At 63.2% G+C, this 19,852-nt stretch carries 18 protein-coding genes and 1 pseudogene; 11 read left to right on the top strand and 8 right to left on the bottom strand.

The genetic code is table 11. The features are described from left to right. Positions 1-48 precede the first annotated feature (48 nt). From IVA91_RS34510 to IVA91_RS34525, 4 genes are read left to right on the top strand one after another with little or no spacing between them, the layout of a single operon-like run. A complete protein-coding gene (locus IVA91_RS34510; RefSeq protein ID WP_247460579.1) occupies positions 49-894 on the top strand; it encodes an ABC transporter ATP-binding protein in 846 nt (281 codons plus the stop codon). Then, the gene (locus tag IVA91_RS34515; RefSeq protein ID WP_247354513.1) at positions 891-1,676 is read left to right on the top strand and encodes an ABC transporter permease; all 786 of its coding nucleotides are present in this window, start codon (positions 891-893) and stop codon (positions 1,674-1,676) included. Before IVA91_RS34510 ends, IVA91_RS34515 begins: the two co-directional genes overlap by 4 nt. Then, positions 1,673-2,440, top strand: coding sequence for an ABC transporter permease subunit (locus IVA91_RS34520; RefSeq protein ID WP_247332757.1), 768 nt, complete (start codon positions 1,673-1,675; stop codon positions 2,438-2,440). Before IVA91_RS34515 ends, IVA91_RS34520 begins: the two co-directional genes overlap by 4 nt. Positions 2,441-2,477: 37 nt before the next feature. Further along, the gene (locus IVA91_RS34525; RefSeq protein ID WP_247303441.1) at positions 2,478-3,524 is read left to right on the top strand and encodes a peptidase M29; all 1,047 of its coding nucleotides are present in this window, start codon (positions 2,478-2,480) and stop codon (positions 3,522-3,524) included. Here IVA91_RS34525 and IVA91_RS34530 read toward each other — a convergent pair. Genes IVA91_RS34530 through IVA91_RS34550 form a run of 5 tightly spaced genes read right to left on the bottom strand, consistent with a single transcriptional unit; the run spans position 3,521 to position 9,239 of the window. Next, on the bottom strand, positions 3,521-4,513 hold the full coding sequence (locus tag IVA91_RS34530; protein WP_247460580.1) for a 3-hydroxybutyryl-CoA dehydrogenase: 993 nt from the start codon (positions 4,511-4,513) through the stop codon (positions 3,521-3,523). The two genes, IVA91_RS34525 and IVA91_RS34530, sit on opposite strands and share 4 nt — an antisense overlap. A gap of 3 nt (positions 4,514-4,516) precedes the next feature. Further along, complete coding sequence (locus IVA91_RS34535) at positions 4,517-5,605, bottom strand: NAD/NADP-dependent octopine/nopaline dehydrogenase family protein (protein ID WP_247460581.1); 1,089 nt, start codon at positions 5,603-5,605, stop codon at positions 4,517-4,519. Next, positions 5,602-7,137 carry a long-chain-fatty-acid--CoA ligase gene (locus IVA91_RS34540; protein ID WP_247460582.1) on the bottom strand — a complete coding sequence of 512 codons (1,536 nt, stop codon included), beginning with the start codon at positions 7,135-7,137 and terminating at the stop codon, positions 5,602-5,604. The genes IVA91_RS34535 and IVA91_RS34540 overlap by 4 nt, the downstream gene beginning before the upstream one ends. 2 nt (positions 7,138-7,139) lie before the next feature. Beyond that, on the bottom strand, positions 7,140-8,429 hold the full coding sequence (locus IVA91_RS34545; RefSeq protein ID WP_247354508.1) for an acyl-CoA dehydrogenase family protein: 1,290 nt from the start codon (positions 8,427-8,429) through the stop codon (positions 7,140-7,142). Positions 8,430-8,441: 12 nt separating this feature from the next. Further along, the gene (locus IVA91_RS34550) at positions 8,442-9,239 is read right to left on the bottom strand and encodes an alpha/beta fold hydrolase (protein WP_247354507.1); all 798 of its coding nucleotides are present in this window, start codon (positions 9,237-9,239) and stop codon (positions 8,442-8,444) included. Positions 9,240-9,449: 210 nt separating this feature from the next. Here IVA91_RS34550 and IVA91_RS34555 point away from each other — a divergent pair, with 210 nt between their 5' ends. The 4 genes from IVA91_RS34555 (at position 9,450) to IVA91_RS34570 (ending at position 14,839) form a co-directional block, all read left to right on the top strand. Further along, the gene (locus tag IVA91_RS34555) at positions 9,450-10,211 is read left to right on the top strand and encodes an SDR family oxidoreductase (RefSeq protein WP_247460583.1); all 762 of its coding nucleotides are present in this window, start codon (positions 9,450-9,452) and stop codon (positions 10,209-10,211) included. Between the two features lie 43 nt (positions 10,212-10,254). Next, complete coding sequence (locus tag IVA91_RS34560) at positions 10,255-11,091, top strand: enoyl-CoA hydratase family protein (protein ID WP_247354505.1); 837 nt, start codon at positions 10,255-10,257, stop codon at positions 11,089-11,091. Positions 11,092-11,185: 94 nt separating this feature from the next. After that, positions 11,186-13,537, top strand: coding sequence for a bifunctional salicylyl-CoA 5-hydroxylase/oxidoreductase (locus IVA91_RS34565; RefSeq protein ID WP_247460586.1), 2,352 nt, complete (start codon positions 11,186-11,188; stop codon positions 13,535-13,537). A 51-nt stretch (positions 13,538-13,588) separates the two neighbouring features. Continuing rightward, positions 13,589-14,839: a flavin-dependent oxidoreductase gene (locus tag IVA91_RS34570; RefSeq protein WP_247460588.1), complete on the top strand. Its 1,251-nt coding sequence runs from the start codon at positions 13,589-13,591 to the stop codon at positions 14,837-14,839. A gap of 9 nt (positions 14,840-14,848) precedes the next feature. Here the strand turns inward: IVA91_RS34570 and IVA91_RS34575 are convergent, their stop codons facing one another. Further along, entirely contained in the window at positions 14,849-15,304 is a 456-nt protein-coding gene (locus IVA91_RS34575) for a cupin domain-containing protein (protein WP_080136282.1), read from the bottom strand. 89 nt (positions 15,305-15,393) lie between these two features. After that, positions 15,394-16,569 (bottom strand): ABC transporter substrate-binding protein, encoded by a 1,176-nt coding sequence (locus tag IVA91_RS34580; RefSeq protein WP_247422131.1) that lies wholly within the window; start codon positions 16,567-16,569, stop codon positions 15,394-15,396. 250 nt (positions 16,570-16,819) lie between these two features. On the opposite strand from IVA91_RS34580, the gene IVA91_RS34585 reads away from it, so the two are divergent. The 3 genes from IVA91_RS34585 (at position 16,820) to IVA91_RS34595 (ending at position 19,651) form a co-directional block, all read left to right on the top strand. Beyond that, complete coding sequence (locus IVA91_RS34585) at positions 16,820-17,338, top strand: MarR family transcriptional regulator (RefSeq protein WP_247280608.1); 519 nt, start codon at positions 16,820-16,822, stop codon at positions 17,336-17,338. A gap of 144 nt (positions 17,339-17,482) precedes the next feature. Continuing rightward, positions 17,483-19,174 carry a benzoate-CoA ligase family protein gene (locus tag IVA91_RS34590; protein ID WP_247460590.1) on the top strand — a complete coding sequence of 564 codons (1,692 nt, stop codon included), beginning with the start codon at positions 17,483-17,485 and terminating at the stop codon, positions 19,172-19,174. A gap of 15 nt (positions 19,175-19,189) precedes the next feature. Next, positions 19,190-19,651 carry a RidA family protein gene (locus IVA91_RS34595; protein WP_247460592.1) on the top strand — a complete coding sequence of 154 codons (462 nt, stop codon included), beginning with the start codon at positions 19,190-19,192 and terminating at the stop codon, positions 19,649-19,651. A 19-nt stretch (positions 19,652-19,670) separates the two neighbouring features. Here the strand turns inward: IVA91_RS34595 and IVA91_RS34600 are convergent. Next, positions 19,671-19,850, bottom strand: a pseudogene (locus IVA91_RS34600) (CBS domain-containing protein); the annotation flags it as partial. Positions 19,851-19,852 lie beyond the last annotated feature (2 nt).

Raw genomic sequence — 19,852 nt, forward strand, 5'->3', positions numbered from 1 at the left:
GCGGGGCGTGTCGCGCGATATTCGCGCGCGAGCGAGGCGAGAGACGCGATGAAGGTAGTGCCTTCAAGATCAAGCAAATGGGTGAAACCGGTGACGCGACAAGAGCCGGCTCCTGCGATCATCGAGATCGACCACGTGTCGCAGGTCTTTCAGACCTCGGCGCGCAGAGCTCATGTGGCGCTGTCGGACATCTCGCTGACGATCGAGGAACGCGCTTTTGTTTCCATCCTCGGCCCATCCGGTTGTGGCAAGTCGACCCTGCTCTACATAGTCGGAGGCTTCGTCAGTCCGACCAGCGGCGCGGCGAAGATGAAGGGAAAGGCGATCACAGGGCCGGGTCCGGATCGCGGACCGGTGTTCCAGGAATTTGCGCTGTTTCCCTGGAAGACCGTGCTCGGAAATGTGATGTACGGCCCCCGCCAGCAAGGCGTGCGCGCCACCGACGCCGAAGCGCAGAGCCGGACCTTGATCGAGATGGTCGGCCTCAAGGGCTACGAGAACTTCTACCCCAAGGAGCTGTCAGGCGGAATGAAGCAGCGTGTCGCGCTGGCGCGAACGCTCGCCTACCATCCCGAAGTCCTGTTGATGGACGAACCATTCGGCGCGCTCGACGCCTATACCCGGACCCGCTTGCAGAACGATCTCTTGAACATCTGGGAGCGTGATCGCAAGACGGTGCTATTCGTCACCCATTCGGTCGACGAAGCCGTCTTCCTTTCCGACAAGGTCGTGATGATGTCGAAATCGCCAGGCCGCATCCGGCAGGTCATCGACATCGATCTGCCGCGGCCGCGCCGCCGCAGCGAGCTGTTGCTTGATCCGCGCTACCAGAAGTACGTCGTCGACATCGAGCGCATGTTCGATGAAAGCGACCAAGCCGGCTCGCTCGCATGATGTCGTCGGCCGCCATAGTCAAACGCGCTGCCCCGGTGCTCGCCTGCATCGGACTGCTGGCGGTGTGGCAGGTCGCGTCACTCGCGCTGAAGAATGACAGCTTTCCCACGGCGATCGAAGCAATCCGCGCGATTCCGGACATCCTTGGCGACAGGGAAGCGCTGATCAATATCCTGGCCTCGCTCCGCCGCATGGCAATCGGGTTTGGCGTGGCCGTGCTTGTTTCGATTCCACTTGGGCTGTTAATGGGACGTAGCGTTGCTGTCGCGGCCTTCTTCAATCCGCTCCTGATGGTGATCTATCCGGTGCCGAAGGCGGCCTTGATGCCGATCATCATGCTGTGGCTGGGGGTTGGCGACGTTACGAAGACGTTGGTGATCTTCCTTGGCGTCAGCCTGCCCGTGATCTATCACAGTTTTGAGGGCGCCAAAGCGGTTGAGGAAAAGATGCTGTGGTCGGGCGCCGCGATGGGGCTTTCTCCGGCGCAGCGCCTGGTGCGGATCGTGTTGCCCGCCGCTCTGCCGGAAATTCTGACCGGCTGCCGCACGGGATTGGTGCTGGCGCTGATCACGATGATCACCAGCGAGATGATCGCCCGTCAGTCCGGCGCCGGGAACATCCTGTTCAACGCACTCGACATGGGCCAATACGACACCGTCTTTGCGATGATCATCATCGTGGGGGCAATGGGAATCTGCCTCGACGCGATTTTCGAAAGGGTTCGTGCCCACCTTGTCCGCTGGTCCGCGCCTCAATTCGACCTGCCGCTGAGCTTCTCGTGATGTCGCGCCTTCTCTCCCCAAATCTTGCTCTCGGGCTCGCGCCAATCGTACTGGTGATCGCAGTGTGGCAAGGCCTCGTGTCAACAGGCCTTGCGCCTGTGGCTCTGCTGCCGCCGCCGGGATATGTCTTCAGTCGGCTGCTCCAGCAACTCGTAACGTGGACGTTTCAGCAGGAGATCGCGGCGACCCTGATCCGGCTGTTTGCAGGATTCGCGATTGCCGTCGTGCTGGGTGTCAGTATCGGCATCGCCGCCGCCGCCAGTCCCGCGATCGATGCCGTGGTTCGACCAATCGTGCGCGTATTGGCGCCTTTGCCCAAGGTCGCGCTCTATCCGGCATTGCTGTTGCTGCTCGGCTTCGGCCACGGATCCAAGATCACATTGGTGGCCGCGGACGCACTCTTTCCCATTCTGCTCTCGACCTATTACGGCGCGTCGACCGTGGAGCAGAAGCTGATCTGGTCGGCAATGGCGGCAGGAACGCCGCGCTATGAAATCCTCTTCAAGGTCGTGCTGCCGGCGGCGATGCCGTCGATCCTGACCGGCTGCCGGATCGGCCTTGTCATTTCCTGCATCGTGGTGTTTCTGGCCGAGATGATCACGTCAACGGATGGACTAGGCCATGCGCTCGTGACGGCGGCTCGAACTTTCCAGGCCGTGGACATGTTCGTTCCATTGATCACGATCTCGCTGCTGGGTTTGATCCTGAACGGTCTGCTGGGCGCCGTGCGATCGTATCTGCTCCGGGGCTTCCCCGAAGCGTAACAGACAAATAGAAAATCCTGACGACCGGGAGTGGACCATGCTGGCTGATCGCATCGAGGCAAAATGGATCGACGCATTTTGCGAAATCTTTGACCGATGCGCCGTCAGGGCAGGCGATACCGCGGCGATCCTCTCGGAAACCCAGTCGCGCGCGTTGAACGTGCATCTGGCGGAGCTCGCGCTGCTGCGGATGGGAGCACGGCCGTTTCACGTGGTAATGCCGACACCGCGTAACCGTCATGTCGTTCCGGTTCGCTCGACCGGGGCGAGCGAGGCGATCCAGCAGCTGGGGCCGGTGATCAGCGCGCTTCAGCAGGCCGGCTTTGTGGTGGATTGCACCATCGAGGGCCTGATGCATGCGGTGGAGACACCCGAAATTCTCAAGGCTGGCGCGCGCATTCTGGTGATTTCGAACGAGCATCCCGAGGCGCTGGAACGGATGGTGCCGGATCCCGCGCTCGAGAAGCGCGTTCGTGCCGCGGCGAAGATGCTGCGCGGAACGAAGCGGATGCGGGTCACTTCAAAGGCCGGAACGGCGCTTGACGTCGACATGGTCGGAGCCTCCACGGTCGGCGTGTGGGGCTGGACCGACAAACCCGGCACACTCGCGCATTGGCCGGGTGGCATCGTCGTCAGCTTCCCCAAGAGTGGGACCATCAACGGCACGCTGGTGATGGCGCCCGGCGACATCAACCTGACCTTCAAACGTTATCTGACGTCACCGGTGAAGATGACGCTGAAGGACGATTACGTCGTCGAGCTGGAAGGCGAAGGTACGGATGCCGCGATGATGCGCAGCTATCTCGCCGCCTGGGGTGATCGCGAAGCCTATGCGGTCTCGCATGTCGGTTTTGGCATGAACCCCGGCGCGCGGTACGAGGCGCTCTCGATGTACGACCAGCGCGATACCAACGGTACCGAGCTTCGCGCTGTGTCGGGCAATTTCCTGTTCTCGACTGGTGCGAATGAATTCGCGGGCCGCTACACGGCGGGTCATTTCGACCTGCCAATGATGGGAACGACGATCGAGCTCGACGGTGTTGCCGTCGTCCGCGAAGGTGTGCTCCAGGACGTCTTCGGCTAGCCGCGATCGAGCACGGGCGGTCGCGCCAGGCCAAAGTGGCGGAGCAGGTCGACCATGGCCCTGAGTCGCTCGACACGATAGGCATCGACATCGAGGCCGGAGTAGTCGAGGAAGCCCGCGCCCGTCCGCAGGCCGATCCGGCCCTCGCTCATGTTGCGCGAAATCACCTCTGGCGCCCGATAGCGATCGCTCCCCAGTGCACCTTCGAGATAGCGGCTCGCATAGTACAGGATGTCGCCGCCACCCCAGTCGATGAATTCGAGCAGGCCGAGCACGGCGTAGCGGAAGCCGAAGCCGTAGCGGATCGCCTTGTCGATTTCCTCCGCGCTGGCGACACCCTCCTCAACCATCCGAGCGGCCTCGTTCATCGCCAGCGCCTGGATGCGCGGGACGATGAATCCGGGCGTCGCCGCACAGACCACCGGTATCTTGCCGATGCCTTCGAGCAGCACCTTGACCTTGTTGATGATGGCGGGGTCGGTGGCCTTGCCAGGCGAAACTTCGACCAGGGGGATCAGATAGGCCGGGTTGAGCCAATGCACGTTCAGGAAGCGGCGAGGGTTCACGATCGCGCCGGACAGATCGTCGACGAGGATCGTCGACGTCGTCGATGCAATGATCGTGTCCGGGCCGACTTGCCTCGAGGCGGCCGCCAGTACCTCCCGCTTGAGCTCGACGACCTCAGGGACGCCCTCGAAGACCATACCGGCCTCGGACAGCGTTGCGCCGCTGTCGCCGGCCGCTACCACCGAGACCCGCGCGATCAGCGGATCGACGTCCATCTCCGTCAGTAGCCCCAGCTTCGACAGGCTGGCAAAGGTCTTCCTGATTTCGCCGAGCGCGTCCGCCTCCAGCTTGGCGAAATCGTCCGCGGAGCGCGCCTTGATGTCGATCATCGTGACCCTGTGCCCCGCATAGGCGAACGCGACGGCGATGCCGCGTCCCATGCGGCCAGCCCCGAGACAGGCGATATTGACGCGATTGGTCATCGATCAGAATCCATTGCGAAGCAGCGTCTGCAATTCAGCCTTGTTGAGATTGCCGAGCCTCAGCGTCTCGAGCGTTCGGCCCTCTCGCGCAAAATCCTCGCCGCAGATCGCACCGCCGATCGCGAGGAACGCTTTGGCCAGCGGTGTGGCCACGCTAGCCAAGGCGGCGACGGAGACCAGCAACGACAGCCCGAGCCGCAGATCCTCTCGCATGTAGCGGTGCTCGGTCAGCACGATCCGTTCGCGCCAGTCGCCGGAATCGGTCAGCCGGTCGTGCGAGCCGCGGCCATACATCCAAATCTCGCCTTCCATCGCATAGTGATGAGCCAGCGGGAAATGCGGCGTGCCGTAACCGAGCGCCTCGCGCACCGCGATGCGTTCCGCGTCGAGCGCGTCGGTGACCCGGCGGATCGCGGCTTGGGTGCCTTCCTTGTGAATGTCCCAGCGCTCGAAATGTTCGATGGGGCCGGCGTTCATCACGATCAACGGTGGATGGATGATAGGCCCTGCATTCATCAGCGCGCCGGACAGCGCATCTCCGCACGGTTCGATCACGCCGGGGAAAGCGCGTCCAATGACTTCGAGCGCATGTGCGGCACGATCGAGCGGGAACACGCCGACGGGCAGTCGCTTGGCACGAATCGTGATCGCGACCTCGAATGGTCCATGCTTGCGGGTCAGCCAGGGCAACGTCCCAGTCTCGGCAAAGCTCACCTCGGCGTGGTTACCGGCATCTCGGGCGGCTTGGGCGAATATCATCGAGCCGAATGTCGCCGGCGGCAGAAAAATAACCTGGCCGTCCTGCAGATGCGGGGCGAGCTGACGGGCAATATCCGGCTGTGCGAAGGCAGGCGCGGGGCAGAGGATCAGCTCGACGCCGTTGACGGCTTCGGCGATGTCGGCCGTGACCAGCGCGAGCTCCACGTCGTGGCGGCCGTTATGATCCTTGACCAGAATGCGCGAGCCGGTGGCGCGATGCGCTGCGACCTGATCCGCATCGCGGCGCCAGAGCCGGACCTCGTTCCCCGCCAGCGCAAAATCGCCCGCGGCTGCGAACGAGCCGTTTCCCCCACCCAGAACCGCAATCTTCAAGATCTTTCTCCCTGCGCGCGCGATTGCGAATCGAGCTGCTTCAGCAAGAAATGCTGCACCTTGCCGAGCGCAGTGCGCGGCAGGTCGGTGACGAAGACGATATCGCGTGGAACTTTGAATCGCGCGAGCTGTGCCTGGATGTACGCTCTGAGCTCATCCGCTTCGAGATGCGAGCCGGATCGCCGGATGACATAAGCGATGGGGACTTCGTCCCAGCGCGGGTCCGGCCGGCCGATTACGGCGCATTCGCTGACATCGGGATGTTCGAGCAGGACGCGCTCGACCTCAGCTGGATAGACATTCTCGCCGCCGGAAATGATCAGGTTCTTCTTGCGGTCGCGCACCCAGAAATAGCCGTCCGCATCGCACAGGCCAATATCTCCGGTGCGATACCAGCCGTCGTGCAGCGCATCACGTGTGGCGTCCGCATTGCCCCAATATTCGAAGAACACGTTGGCGCCGCGCACCGCGATTTCGCCCGGTGTGCCGGCCGGCACCTCGGCTCCGGCCTGATCGACCACCTTTGCCTCGCAGCACAGGCCGGCCAGTCCGGTCGATCCCACCCTCGAGAGGTCACCGCCGAGGCGGGTGTAGATGGCGATGGGGCAGGTTTCCGTCGAGCCGTAGACCTGAAGCACGGGAACGCCCCGCGCGACGAAACGGTCGATCAAGTGCGGCGGCACGATCGTCGAGCCCGTGGCGACGGCCTTGAGTGACGAGAGATCGGCCGTCGTCCAGGCGGGATGCTCGCTCACGGCCTGGATGATCGCCGGCACCATCACGGTCAGCGTCGGCCGCTCGCGTTCGATCGCTGCGAGCGCTGTATCCGGCGTGAAGCGGGCGTGGATCGTGACGGTTGCGCCCAACTGCAGCGCCGGCGTCGTCTGGATATTGAGGCCGCCGACGTGGAAGAACGGCAGCACGGTCAGCACGTGGTCGTCCGACGTCATGTTGTGCATGTGCTGGCTCATGACGCCGTTCCAGAACAGCGCTTCCTGCCGCAGCACCGCGCCCTTCGGCCGTCCCGTCGTTCCTGAGGTGTAGACGATGAGGAGCGGGCAGGAGAGATCGGTGTGCGGATTGCGGCCGCTGCCCGGGCTGCGAGCCAGCAGATCTTCGAATGTCGTGCCGCGAGGCGGCGTGAAGTCGAGGCAGACGACCGATGTCCCTGGCGCAGTCCGCCCAAGTTCGCCAAGCACTCCCTCAAATGCCTGCTCGAGCACCAGGATCTTGGCGCCGGCATCGCTCAGAATGAACAGCTGCTCGGCGACCGCCAGCCGCCAGTTCAGCGGCACCAGCATCGCCCCGAGCCGCGCACAAGCGTAGAGCAGAACCAGGTAGTCAGGCCGGTTCAGGCTCAGGATCGCGACGCGGTCGCCGTGGCCGACGCCGAGTTCCCGCTTCAAAGCAGTTGCGGTCCGTTCGATGCGCGCGGCGAATGCGGCATAGCTCAGCCGTTCCCCTTCGAAGGCAATGGCCGTCTTGTCTGGCGCGAACGCCGCGTTGCGGTCGATCAGGCTACAGAGGTCCACCGTCAGTCGTCCGTCTCGCCGGCCTCGTACAGCGCCTCGCGTCCGATCCGGTCGAGGCAGAGCTCGGCGGTCCAGGGCAGCATCAGCGAACCGCAGCGGCTGTCGCGGTAGATCCGCTCCAGCGGCAGCGACCGCAGCATGGCCTGACCGCCGCAGGTGCGGATTGCGAGCGCGGCGAGCTCATTTGCGCCCTCCATCACCGAATATTGTGCGGCGTAGGCGCGCAGCACCTGTTCCTTGCTTGGATTGGCGCGGGCTTCGGTCACGGCCTGGAACCAGATTGCCTTGATCTGCTCTAGCTTGATCTGCATCTGAGCGACCGCGATCTGCTTGGTCGGGTACATCCGGCGTTTGACCGGCGGCATGCCCGGCACCGCGCCGCGTAGATAACGTACGGTGAAATCATAAGCGGCTTGCGCCAGGCCCATGTAGGTCGGCGACAGCGTCAGGAACATGTGCGGCCAGCGCATTGCGGCTTGAAAATAGACGCCGCGCGGCATCAGCGCAGAATCCTCCGGCACGAACACGTCCGTGAACAGAAGCGTCCGCGAGACGGTGCCACGCATGCCAAGCGGATCCCAGTCACCAACGACCGAGACGCCTTCCGATTTGGCAGGAATAGCCAGATAAAGCGTATTGCGGCGCGATGCCTTCCCGCCTACCTCGATCTCGGTGCAGAGCACGCCGTAATAATCGGCATGACCGGAGAGCGATGCAAAGATCTTCTTGCCGTTGACGATCCAGCCGCCCTCGACCGGCCTTGCTTCCGTGCCGAAAGCGACACCGCCCGCCGCCGCCGCACCACCTTCCGAGAACGGCTGCGAGTAGATCGCGCCGTCCTCGACGATGCGCTTGTAATGGACCGCGCGCCGCTGCTCGTGCGCGGCGCGGGTGTCCGCGTCCATGTCGAGATCGTCGGCCAGCGGGCCCGACCACAGCGTCGAGCACACATGCATGTTCCAGGTCAGCGCGGTCGCGCCGCAGTACCGGCCGATCTCGGCCGCCGCCAAGGCATAAGTCTGGTAGTTCGCGCCGAGGCCGCCGTGCTTCTTGGGGATGGCAATACCGAGCAGGCCGATGCGATGCAGATCGCGATAATTCTCGGTCGGGAAGGTCGCCTCGCGATCGTAGGTCGCAGCGCGGCCGGCGAACACGCTCTGGCCGATCTCGCGGGCGCGCGCGATGATGCCGGCCTGCTCGTCACTGAGGCGGTATGCGACAGGATCGAAGATCGGAGCATCGAGCACGGCCTTGTCGCTTGCGCCGATATTCTTGCCGACTTGCATGGTCATGGCGCAATCACCTTAGGCTTTGGTCGCGAGAGAGTTCAGGAATCGGCCGAGCGCTTCGTTGAAGGTATCGGGGCGTTCGAGATTGGCGAGATGGCCCACGCCGGCGAGCTCGACATATTCAGCTCCAGGAATAAAGGTCGCCGTCTTCGCCATCATCGGCGCCGGCGCGTTGTTGTCCTTTGAGCCGGAGAGCAGCAGCGTTGGGACTGAAATATCCCTGAGCGTGCTGCGCTGATCGAAACCGATGAGAGCCAGCATCATGGCGCGATAACTGGCTTCAGGCACGTTTGCCATGCATTCGCGGGCGAGCTCCATTCCCTTTGGATCGGGATCGTCGCCGACCAGCTCCTTCACCAACGAAGGCGCCAGCGACATCATGGTCTCCCCACGATCGAGCGGCCCGAGCCGCGCTGCGATGAAGGATCTCTGCCAATCGCCCTCAGCCTTGCCGAAGGCCGGGCTGGTCTGCGCCAGGACGACCGCGCGCGCCAGTTTCGGCGACTGCACCAGCCACTTCTGGACGATCATGCCGCCGATCGAATGGCCGACCAGAATGGGCCTGCTTGCGCCGAGCTGCTCGATGAATCTCTTGAGTGCATCCGCCAGGGCAGCGATGCTGACGCTGGCGAGCGGCGCCGATCCGCCATAGCCCGGCATGTCCCATGCGATCGCGTGGAAGCGGTTGCCGAATGTGGCGAGCTGGTGCCGCCAGGCTCTCGCCGCGCCGCCAATGCCATGCAGGAAAATCAAAGGTGTCGCGACCGGATCGCCCGCGGCTTCGTAGGCGAAGCGTCCGTCCTTTGTTATCATTGGCACTGGCCGCGACACGCGACATCCTTTTGCTTGGCTCTATGATGCTAACAGGCTCGCGGGCGATGGGAAGGGATAATTTTATACTTAAAGCAATTTTCGGGCCGATCGCCGTGCGGCCGTTCCCGATCGTCTATCGGCGCTTTCGTTGCAAAAATTTGAAGGTTAAAATATATCCAGGAAACGATCAGCATCTCAGGGAGCCAGCGCATGTCCGGATTGCCGCATTCGCCGCACGCGCTGGTGACCGGCGGCGGTCGCGGCATCGGCCGTGCCATCGCGGCCTCGCTTGTCGGTGCCGGCGCGACCGTGACCGTGCTCGGTCGGAATGCCGCGACTCTTGCAGGGGCCGTCAACGCAGGCGCGGCGCATTTCGCGGCTGTTGCCGACGTCTCTGATGAAGCCTCATTGAAGACCGCCATCCTTGAGGCGAGTACGCGCAAGCCGATCGACATCCTGGTTGCCAACGCAGGCAGTGCTGAATCGGCGCCATTCGCGAAGTCGGACAGCGCTCTGTTCAGCCGCATGATGGATGTCAATTTCATGGGCGTGGTCCATGCCATCCGCGGTGTATTACCGGGCATGAAAGACCGCCCCTATGGCCGCATTGTCGCAGTTGCGTCCACGGCCGGGCTCAAGGGCTATGCCTATGTCAGCGCCTACGCCGCGGCCAAGCACGCCGTGGTCGGTCTCGTGCGTTCGCTCGCTCTCGAGATGGCCGGAAGCAATGTGACCGTGAATGCAGTGTGTCCCGGCTTCACCGACACCGATCTCGTCGCCGGCAGTATCGAAAACATCATGGCGAAGACCGGCAGAACCCGCGAGCAGGCGATTGCCGAGCTCGCCAAACATAATCCGCAAGGAAGGCTGATCACGCCTCAAGAGGTGGCCGATGCCGTGCTGTGGCTGTGTGGCGAGGGTGCCGGCGCGATCACCGGGCAGGCGATCGCGGTTGCGGGCGGTGAAATCTAGCGTGTGTGGCGCAGGCGCGGAACAAGGAAGCTAAGGAGATCGCATGAGCAGACCAGCCAATCCCGTCACCATACCGCTTGCAGATTACTCGCCGCAGCATTTCCTGCTGGCGGTGGTCGATGGTGTTGCGACGGTTACGCTCAATCGCCCCGAACGAAAGAATCCGCTCACCTTCGAAAGCTATCGGGAACTGACCGATTTCTTTCGCGCCTGCGCGTTCGACGAAGCGGTCAAGGCCATCGTCGTCACCGGCGCTGGCGGTAATTTCTCGTCTGGTGGCGACGTGTTCGAGATCATCGGCCCGCTCGTGAAGATGGACACCAAGGGGCTGACGGCCTTCACGCGCATGACCGGCGACCTCGTCAAGGCGATGCGCGCCTGCCCGCAGCCGATCGTGGCTGCCGTCGAGGGCATCTGCGCCGGCGCTGGGGCGATCATCGCCATGGCGTCGGACATGCGCCTCGCGGCGAGTGGCACAAAGGTCGCGTTCCTGTTTAATAAGGTTGGCCTTGCCGGCTGCGACATGGGCGCCTGCGCGATCCTGCCGCGGATCATCGGTCAGTCACGCGCCTCCGAACTGCTCTACACCGGCCGGTTCATGACCGCGGAGGAGGGCGAGCGCTGGGGCTTTTTCAGCCGCCTCGTTACGCCCGAGCAGGTGCTGCCCCAGGCGCAATTGCTGGCCAAGCAGGTCGCGGAAGGGCCGACCTTCGCCAACACCATGACCAAGCGGATGCTGGCGATGGAATGGGCGATGTCGGTGGAAGAGGCGATCGAGGCGGAAGCCGTCGCGCAGGCGTTGTGCATGACGACGGCCGATTTCGAGCGCGCCTTCGAGGCTTTCGCTAACAAGGTGAAGCCGGTCTTCAGGGGCGACTAGGATAACCGTCTGTACGGGGCCAGACCAGCGACGGGGGCTTGCGCGAAATTATTTTAGGCTTAAAATAGTTTGCAGGTGAATTGGCGAGGCTCCCATGAAAATCGCGATCATCGGTGGCGGACCTGCGGGTCTCTACGCTGCGATCCTGCTCAAGAAGCAGCGCCCAGGCGCCGAAGTCACGGTGTATGAGCGCAATCGAGCCGATGACACTTTCGGCTTTGGCGTCGTGTTCTCCGACGCCACGCTGGACAATTTCGAGAAGCACGATCTTCCGAGCTACCGCCGCATCACTCAGGAATTCGCCTATTGGGACGACATTGCCGTGCATTTCCGCGGCACGGTGCACCGGGTCGGCGGCAACGGCTTTTGCGGCTGCTCACGGCAGAAGCTGCTGCTGATTCTTCAGGAGCGGGCACGCGAGCTCGGCGTCTCCCTGCATTTCGAAGTGGATATCGACGACGAATCCCGTTTCGCCGATGTCGATCTCATCCTGCTCGCGGACGGCATCAACAGCCGCTTCCGCGAGAAATACGTCGATCACTTCCAGCCCGAGGTCGACGTCCGCTCCAACAAGTTCGCCTGGATGGGGTCGACAAGGCCGCTCGATGCCTTCACCTTTATCTTCCAGGAAACCGAGTGGGGGCCATTCATCGCCCATGCCTATCAGTATGAGGCCGGGCATTCGACCTGGATTTTTGAGACTGATCCGCAGACGTTTGCGCGCGCCGGGCTGATGGGGCTGGACGAGGCTCAGTCCGCCGCGCGGATGGCGGAGATCTTCGGCTGGTTCCTCGATGGGCACAAGCTGCTGACCAACCGCTCGATGTGGCGCAACTTCCCGATGATCCGCAGCAAGCGCTGGGTCAAGGACAACATGGTCCTGCTCGGCGACGCCAAGGCGAGCGCCCATTTCTCCATCGGCTCGGGCACCAAGCTCGCGATGGAAGACGCCATCGCGCTGGCCGAAGCGATGGAGAAGGCGCCCAGCATCGAGGCGGCGCTGGCGGAGTATGAGAACGGCCGCCGCGAGGAGGTCGAAAAGACGCAGCATGCCGCGGACGTCTCGCTGGTTTGGTTCGAGCACGTCGACCGCTTCTGGGATTTTGATCCCGTGCAATTCGCCTTCGGTGTCATGACTCGCTCGAAGGCAATCACCTACGACAACCTCAAGCTCCGCGCGCCGGATTTTGTGGCCGAGGTCGAAAAGACGTTCGCCAGGCAGGTGCGCAGCAGCGGCTTCGATGTCGACATCGACAAACCGAGCGTGCCGCTGTTCCAACCCTTCCGCTTGCGCGAGATGGAGGTTGCCAATCGCGCCGTGGTATCGCCGATGTGCATGTATTCGGCCAAGGAAGGCGTGCCGACCGATTTCCACCTGGTGCATTACGGTTCGCGTGCGATCGGCGGCGCCGGGCTGATCTTCACCGAGATGACCTGTGTGGGCCGCGATGCCCGGATTACGCCCGGCTGCGCCGGTCTCTGGAACGACGAGCAGGAAGCCGCGTGGCGGCGCATCGTGGATTTCGTCCACGGCAATTCGGCCGCGAAAATTTGCCTGCAAGTGGGCCACGCCGGCCGCAAGGGCGCGACCAAATTGATGTGGGACGGCATGGACCGGCCGCTGGAGCAGGGCGGTTGGGAGGTCTGTTCGGCATCGCCGCTGCCCTATTTCCCCGACAGTCAGGTGCCGCGCGAGCTCGATCGTGCCGGCATGAAGGCGGTGAGGGACGCTTTCGTCGCGGCGGCCGAGCGCGGCGAGCGCTGCGGCTTCGACATGCTCGAATTGCACTGTGCCCACGGCTATCTGCTCGCGAGCTTCATCTCGCCGCTCACGAACACCCGCACGGACGACTATGGCGGTTCGCTCGCCAACCGTCTGCGTTTCCCGCTCGAGGTCTTCGAGGCGCTACGCGCGACATGGCCGTCGCACAAGCCGATGTCGGTGCGCATCTCCGCAACCGACTGGGCTGATGGCGGCATCACTGGCGATGATGCCGTCGCCATCGCGCGCGCCTTTGCGGAGGCTGGTGTCGATCTCGTCGACGTCTCGACCGGCCAGACCGTGCGCGACGCACAGCCGGTCTACGGGCGCATGTTCCAGACGCCCTTTTCGGACCAGGTCCGCAACGAGGCGCGCGTGGCCACCATGTGCGTCGGCAACATTACGACGGCGGATCAGGCCAACACCATTTTGGCCGCCGGCCGGGCGGATCTCGTCGCGCTCGGCCGTCCGCATCTTGTCGACCCGTTCTTCACCATGAAGGCGGCAGCCTGGTACGGGGCAAACGACGTGTTCTGCCCGCCGCAATATCTGCCCGGAAAAGATCAGATTTTCCGCAACAGCGTTCGCGACCGGGAGGACCTCGAGGAGCTGAGAATTAAGGCTAAGCCCAAGACCCGGGCCGAGCTCAAGGCGGAGGCGACAAAGCCGCTTGCGGCGGAGTGACCGCCCGTGCGACCTTAACCCATTGCCTGTGTTTCGAGTGGAGTGAGGGCGATGAAGGCGATTATCGTCGGTGGCGGTATCGGTGGTCTCACCACGGCATTGATGCTGCGCTCGCGAGGCCTGGATTGTGAGATCTTCGAGCAGGCCGACACCATTCGCGAGCTCGGCGTCGGGATCAACACGCTGCCGCATGCCATGCGCGAGTTGGCGGGGCTCGGCCTGTTGCAGAAGCTCGACGAGGTGGCGATCCGCACCGATCAGCTCTATTATCTCAATCGCCACGGCCAGGAGGTCTGGCGCGAAGCCCGCGGCATCGACGCCGGCCACGACGTGCCGCAATTCTCGATCCATCGCGGCCGCCTTCAGGGCGTCATTCATCGCGCCGTCGAGGAGCGGCTCGGGCAGCAAGCGATTCACACCGGCCGCCGGCTCGGCGCTTTCACGCAGGACGAGGGCGGCGTCACCGCTTATTTCTTCGATCGGGTCGGCGCCCATGTCCACACCGCGCGCGGCGATATCCTGATCGGTGCCGACGGCATCCATTCGCGCGTCCGCGACACGCTGTTCCCGAATGAGGGGCCGCCGTGCTGGAACGGCCTGATGCTGTGGCGCGGCGCCCGCGACTGGCCGCTGTTCCTCACCGGCAAATCCATGATCGTGGCCGGCGGTCTCAACGCCAAGGTGGTGATCTATCCGATAGCGGAAGGATCAAGCCCGGCGAGCCGGCTCACCAACTGGGCGGTGCTGGTCAAGGTGGGCGAAGGCAATGCACCCCCACCGCGGAAAGAAGATTGGTCGCGGCCGGGCCGCCGCGAGGAGCTGATGCCGCATGTCGCGCGCTTCTCGGTCCCCTACATCGACGTGAAGAGCCTGATCTCGGCGACGCCCGAATTCTACGAATATCCGACCTGCGACCGCGATCCCTTGCCCTATTGGTCGTCCGGGCGCGTCACGCTGCTCGGCGACGCCGCGCATCCGATGTATCCGGTTGGCTCGAACGGCGCCTCGCAGGCGATCCTCGATGCGCGTTGCCTTGCCGATGCACTGGTGCGCGCCGAGCATCCGCGCCAGGCGCTGGTCGAGTACGAGAAGAAGCGTCTGCCGATGACGACGGAGATCGTCCGCTCCAACCGGCGCGGCGGTCCCGAAGGCGTCATCGACGCCGTCGAGCAGCTTGCGCCTGATGGCTTCGACAATGTCGAGAACGTCCTGAGCTATTCTCAGCGCGAAGCGATCGTGCGTGGCTACGCCACCAAGGCAGGCTTCGCCGCAGTGCCGGGACTTGCGGCGGTGCGCGCTTAAAAGACGCGGCTAGCCGCCAGGCGGCGGCGGCAGGAAGTGGATGTTGAACTCGGCGGCCATCGCCACCACGTCCTCGGGCTTCTGCTCCTTCATGTTGTGAAGCCCCCAGAACAGATCGAACAGCTTGCGGCTCGGCGACACCCAGAACAGCACCTTTGCGGTCTGCTCCGACTTGTTGAAGATGCCGTGCGGCACGCCCATGCCGAGGCGGATCAGGTCGCCCGCGGTCGCCTGCGCCTCCGAATTGCCGAGCATGAAATCGAGCTTGCCCTCCAGCATGTACAGATACTCATCCTGATCGGGGTGAATGTGCGGCGGCACGAACGTGCCCGGCGGCAGTGTCGCATGCCAGGAGAAGCTGTTTTCGGCGTAGCTCTTCGGCACATAGGTCTGGCCAAGGATGTTCCAGGAAATGCCCTGGATGCCCTCATTGGCCCGAGTGATGCCGGTGATTTCGCTCTTCATTGCAGTCCTCCCGTAACGCGATACGGTTTTAGGTTATGGTTGAGCATGATCTTTTCGGAAAACCGCTGCGCACTTTTCCGGATCATGCCTTAGTTCGCCGCCTTGCAGTCCTTGGCATAGCGGTCGCCGTAATTCTCGAAGACCTTCTGCACGATCTCGGTCTGGAACTTGCCGTCCGGACGCTTGGCGACCTTGGTCAGGTAGAAATCCTGGATCGGATAGCCGTTGGTGTTGAATTTGAAGGCGCCGCGGAGCGAGGTAAAATCGGCTTTCTTCAAGGCGGCGGCGACTGCCTCCTTGTTGGAGAGGTCGCCCTTCACGGCCTTGATCGCGCTGTTGATCAGCATGGCGGCGTCATAGGCCTGGAAGGCGTAGGTGCCGGGCACGCTGTTGTAGGCGGCCTCATAGGCGGCAACGAACTTCCTGTTCTGCGGATTGTCGAGATTGGGCGCCCAGTTCGCGCCGCCGAACATGCCGACGGCCGCGTCCTGCTGCGCCGGCAAGGTCGATTCATCCACCGTAAAGGCCGAGAGCACCGGGATGGTATCGGCGAGCCCTGCCTGCCGGTATTGCTTGACGAGGTTGACGCCGAGGCCGCCCGGCATGAACGTGAACAGCGCATCGGGCTTCTTCGAGGAGATCTTCGAAAGCTCCGGCTGGAAGTCCAGCGTGTTCAGCGGCATGTAGGATTCCTCGACGATCTCGCCCTTGTAATCGAGCTTGAAGCCCGCCACCGAATCCTTGCCGGCCTGATAGTTCGGGACCATCAGGTACATGCGCTTGTAGCCGCGATCCTGCGCGACCTTGCCAAGGATCTCGTGGACCTGATCGTTCTGATAAGACGTCACATAGAAGAACGGGTTGCAGTCCTTGCCGGCAAACGTCGACGGACCGGCATTGGGGCTGATCAGAAAGGTTTTCGATTCTGTAATGGGCCGGTGGATCGCTTGGAGGATGTTGGAGAAGATCGGGCCGACCACAAAGTCGACCTTGTCGCGCTCGAGCAGGCCTTTCACCTTGGTCACCGCCGCATCGGGCTTCAATTCGTCGTCTGCGACGATCACCTCGACATCGCGGCCGCCCATCTTGCCGCCGAGATCCTTCACCGCGAGCGCAAAGCCATCACGGACTTGCTGGCCCAGCGCAGCGGCAGGTCCCGACAGGGTTACGACCACGCCGAGCTTGATTTTCTCCTGGGCGAGGGCAGGGCTCATCGCGGTGCCGAGCAGCATGGCGGCTGCGGCCAAGGTCATTTGCGTCTTCATGATCTGTCCTTCATGACGATCGGCTTGCGCTGCAAGCCGCGTACTCCAATCCAAGCTTATGCCGATGATGGCCGCCGCGGCAAGCCGAGCTCAAGACGTCGCATCCTGCGGGCAGCAGCGCATGCAAGCGGCGCGCCAATTATTTGAAGCCTAAAGAAATTGACCTGCGGTCGATTGTTGCAGCTTTGGACTTGCGGCCGGCTCCGATTTATTTGAAGCTCAAAACGTTGGGGAATCTGTGCCGGCGCCAATGCCGGCCGTGAGTGACTGCATCAACATGCTCGATTCCGAAACCAAGGCCGTGGAAACGCCGGAGGACCATGCCGAAGAGCTTCGGCTGTGGCTGCGGCTCTTGACCTGCACGACCCTGATCGAAGGGGAAGTCCGCGGCCGGTTGCGGCAGCGGTTCGACGTCACGCTGCCTCGGTTTGACCTTATGGCGCAGCTCGACAAGGCGCCGGACGGCATGACGCTGTCCGACGTCTCCAAGCGCATGATGGTGTCGAACGGCAACGTCACCGGCCTTGTCGAGCGTCTGGTTGAATCCGGTCACCTCGATCGGCGTACCTCGGAGACGGACCGCCGCGTCCAAGTGATCCGCCTCACAAAACTCGGGCGCGCCGAGTTTCGCAGGATGGCTGCGGAACACGAAGCCTGGATTGCCGACCTCTTCGCCGATCTGACGCCGAAGGATGTGCGGGAATTGATGCGGCTCCTGGCCAAGACCAAGGCGTCGGCGCAGAAATCGGCCGCGCGCAGCCGGCCGTAGGCGGCCGGGACGGGCCGCCGACCCCATTTGCCGCAGCAAAAAGCAAGGAATGCCCAGAATCCGCTATTGCACCAAATTGCTTTAAGCCTAAAATGTTTTCCAGATCGTGCTGCCGGGTGCAATCCATGCTGAAAGGAGCGTGCGATGGCCAACGCTGCCAAGGGTCAAGTGTCGGGCTCATGTGACGGCAATACTGCGACGGCCCATGTCGATACGTTCGCGCGGCAATATCTGCCACCGCGCGAGCTCTGGCCCGAATTCATCTTCACGCGACCGGAGCTGCGCTATCCCGCGCGATTGAACTGCGTCAGCTATTTCCTCGATCGCTGGGTCGAGCAAGGCCACGGCGATGCGCCTTGCGTCATCAGTCCTGCGGTCAGCTACACCTATCGCGAGCTGCAAGCGCTCGTGAACCGCATCGCCAATGTGCTGGTCGGCAAGCTGGGTCTCGTGACCGGCGGACGCGTGCTGCTGCGCTCGGCCAACAATCCGATGATGGTCGCGACCTATCTCGCGGTCATCAAGGCCGGCGGCATCGTCGTGGCGACCATGCCGCTCCTGCGGGCCAAGGAGCTGTCATATCCGATCCAGAAGGCGGAGATCGGGCTCGCGCTGTGTGACGGAAAGCTCTCCGAGGAGATGGAGAAGGCGAAGGCCGCGGCGCCCGGCCTCAAGCACGTGGTCTATTGGGGCAATGGCGCGGCCGAATCGCTCGAAGCGCTGATCGCGGATGCGAGCCCCGAGTTCAGGGCTGTCGATACCCCCTCCGACGACGTCTGCCTGATCGCCTTCACCTCGGGCACGACAGGCGATCCCAAGGGCACCATGCATTTCCACCGGGACATGCTGGCGGTCTGCGACGGCTATGCGCGCAACATCTTGCGCGCCGAGCGGAAGGATCGCTTCGTCGGCTCGGCACCGCTCGCCTTCACCTTCGGCTTCGGCGGCGTGTTGTTTCCGATGCATATTGGCGCCTCCTTCGTGGTGCTGGAGAAGACGACGCCGGACGACATTCTGAATGCGATCGAGCAGTACAAGATCACGGTCTGCTTCACTGCGCCGACCGCATATCGGGCCATGCTCGGCAAGCTCGCGGGCCGTGACATCTCCTCGCTTCGCAAATGCGTCTCCGCGGGCGAGACGCTGCCCAAGCCGACATTCGAGGCCTGGCTGAAGGCCACCGGCATCAAGCTGATGGACGGTATCGGTTCGACCGAATTGCTGCACATCTTCATCAGCGCGACCGAGGACGAGATTCGCCCAGGCGCGACCGGCAAGCCGGTGCCAGGCTATGAGGCCAAGATCGTCGACGATGAAGGCCGTGACGTGCCGCCGGGGACGATGGGTCGTCTCGCCGTGCGTGGCCCGACCGGCTGTCGCTATCTTGCCGATGAGCGACAACGGAAATACGTCCAGAACGGCTGGAACATCACCGGCGATACCTATGTGATGGATGGCGACGGTTATTTCTGGTACCAGTCGCGCTCCGACGACATGATCGTGTCGGCCGGCTACAACATCGCAGGAACCGATGTCGAGGCGGCGCTGCTCACGCATCCGGCGGTCGCCGAATGCGGGGTGGTCGGCGCGCCGGACGAGGCGCGCGGCATGATCGTGAAAGCCTATGTCGTCGTCGCGCCGGGCGTGACGCCGGACGCGCAGCTCGTGACCGAATTGCAGGAGCATGTCAAACGCGAGATCGCGCCATATAAATATCCGCGCGCGATCGAATTCGTTGCGCAACTGCCAAAAACCGAGACCGGCAAGTTGAAGCGCTTTGCCCTGCGTCAGCTGGCGCAGGCTGCAGCGGCGTCCTCAGGCGTCGCTGCGGAATGAGAGAAGGATAGAGAATTGTCCGTGACGTCAAAAGGCCCGCAGTTCGCGGTGCTGCCGACAGCAGCCGAGCAGGAAATCCGCCCCAAGGCGCAGATCCTCCAGCCATCTGGCTGGCCAATGCCGAAGGGCTATGCCAACGGCATGGCTGCTGACGGGCGGATCGTCGTCACTGGCGGGGTGATCGGCTGGGATGCCGAAGAGCGCCTCGCGGACGGCTTCGTCGCGCAGGTACGCCAGACCCTGAGCAACATCGCTGCGATCCTGGCCGAAGCCGGAGCACGGCCCGAGCACCTCGTGCGCCTGACCTGGTATGTCGTCGATATGGACGAATACCTGGCCAATCTGAAGGAGCTGGGCAGGGCCTACCGCGACGTCTTCGGAGCGCACTATCCTGCGATGGCCCTGGTCCAGGTGGTCCGTCTCGTCGAGAAGGCGGCGCGCGTCGAAATTGAGGCCACCGCCGTCATTCCTCGCTGAGCTCGGCCGTCCGGCGGCGCCCGCGCCTGCCTCCGGTGCTGATTTCGCTACGACGGATGAAATCTCCTTCCGAGACGACGCCGACCAGCTTGCCGGTATCGACGACGACCATAAGGCCGCTGACATGCCGCTTCAGCATGATGTTCGCGGTCTCGACGATGCTGATCTCGGGGCTAACCGAGATGACCGACTGCCTCACAC

The organism is Bradyrhizobium sp. 153 (assembly GCF_023073835.1).
Taxonomy (GTDB): Bacteria; Pseudomonadota; Alphaproteobacteria; order Rhizobiales; family Xanthobacteraceae; genus Bradyrhizobium.

Bases quoted from the DNA above. Each gene is read 5' to 3' on its own strand.
- IVA91_RS34510 (WP_247460579.1), top strand. From the start codon at position 49: ATGAAGGTAGTGCCTTCAAGATCAAGCAAATGGGTGAAACCGGTGACG.
- IVA91_RS34515 (WP_247354513.1), top strand. From the start codon at position 891: ATGATGTCGTCGGCCGCCATAGTCAAACGCGCTGCCCCGGTGCTCGCC.
- IVA91_RS34525 (WP_247303441.1), top strand. From the start codon at position 2,478: ATGCTGGCTGATCGCATCGAGGCAAAATGGATCGACGCATTTTGCGAA.
- IVA91_RS34530 (WP_247460580.1), bottom strand. From the start codon at position 4,513: ATGACCAATCGCGTCAATATCGCCTGTCTCGGGGCTGGCCGCATGGGA.
- IVA91_RS34545 (WP_247354508.1), bottom strand. From the start codon at position 8,429: ATGACCATGCAAGTCGGCAAGAATATCGGCGCAAGCGACAAGGCCGTG.
- IVA91_RS34550 (WP_247354507.1), bottom strand. From the start codon at position 9,239: ATGATAACAAAGGACGGACGCTTCGCCTACGAAGCCGCGGGCGATCCG.
- IVA91_RS34555 (WP_247460583.1), top strand. From the start codon at position 9,450: ATGTCCGGATTGCCGCATTCGCCGCACGCGCTGGTGACCGGCGGCGGT.
- IVA91_RS34560 (WP_247354505.1), top strand. From the start codon at position 10,255: ATGAGCAGACCAGCCAATCCCGTCACCATACCGCTTGCAGATTACTCG.
- IVA91_RS34565 (WP_247460586.1), top strand. From the start codon at position 11,186: ATGAAAATCGCGATCATCGGTGGCGGACCTGCGGGTCTCTACGCTGCG.
- IVA91_RS34570 (WP_247460588.1), top strand. From the start codon at position 13,589: ATGAAGGCGATTATCGTCGGTGGCGGTATCGGTGGTCTCACCACGGCA.
- IVA91_RS34575 (WP_080136282.1), bottom strand. From the start codon at position 15,304: ATGAAGAGCGAAATCACCGGCATCACTCGGGCCAATGAGGGCATCCAG.
- IVA91_RS34580 (WP_247422131.1), bottom strand. From the start codon at position 16,569: ATGAAGACGCAAATGACCTTGGCCGCAGCCGCCATGCTGCTCGGCACC.
- IVA91_RS34585 (WP_247280608.1), top strand. From the start codon at position 16,820: ATGCCGGCCGTGAGTGACTGCATCAACATGCTCGATTCCGAAACCAAG.
- IVA91_RS34590 (WP_247460590.1), top strand. From the start codon at position 17,483: ATGGCCAACGCTGCCAAGGGTCAAGTGTCGGGCTCATGTGACGGCAAT.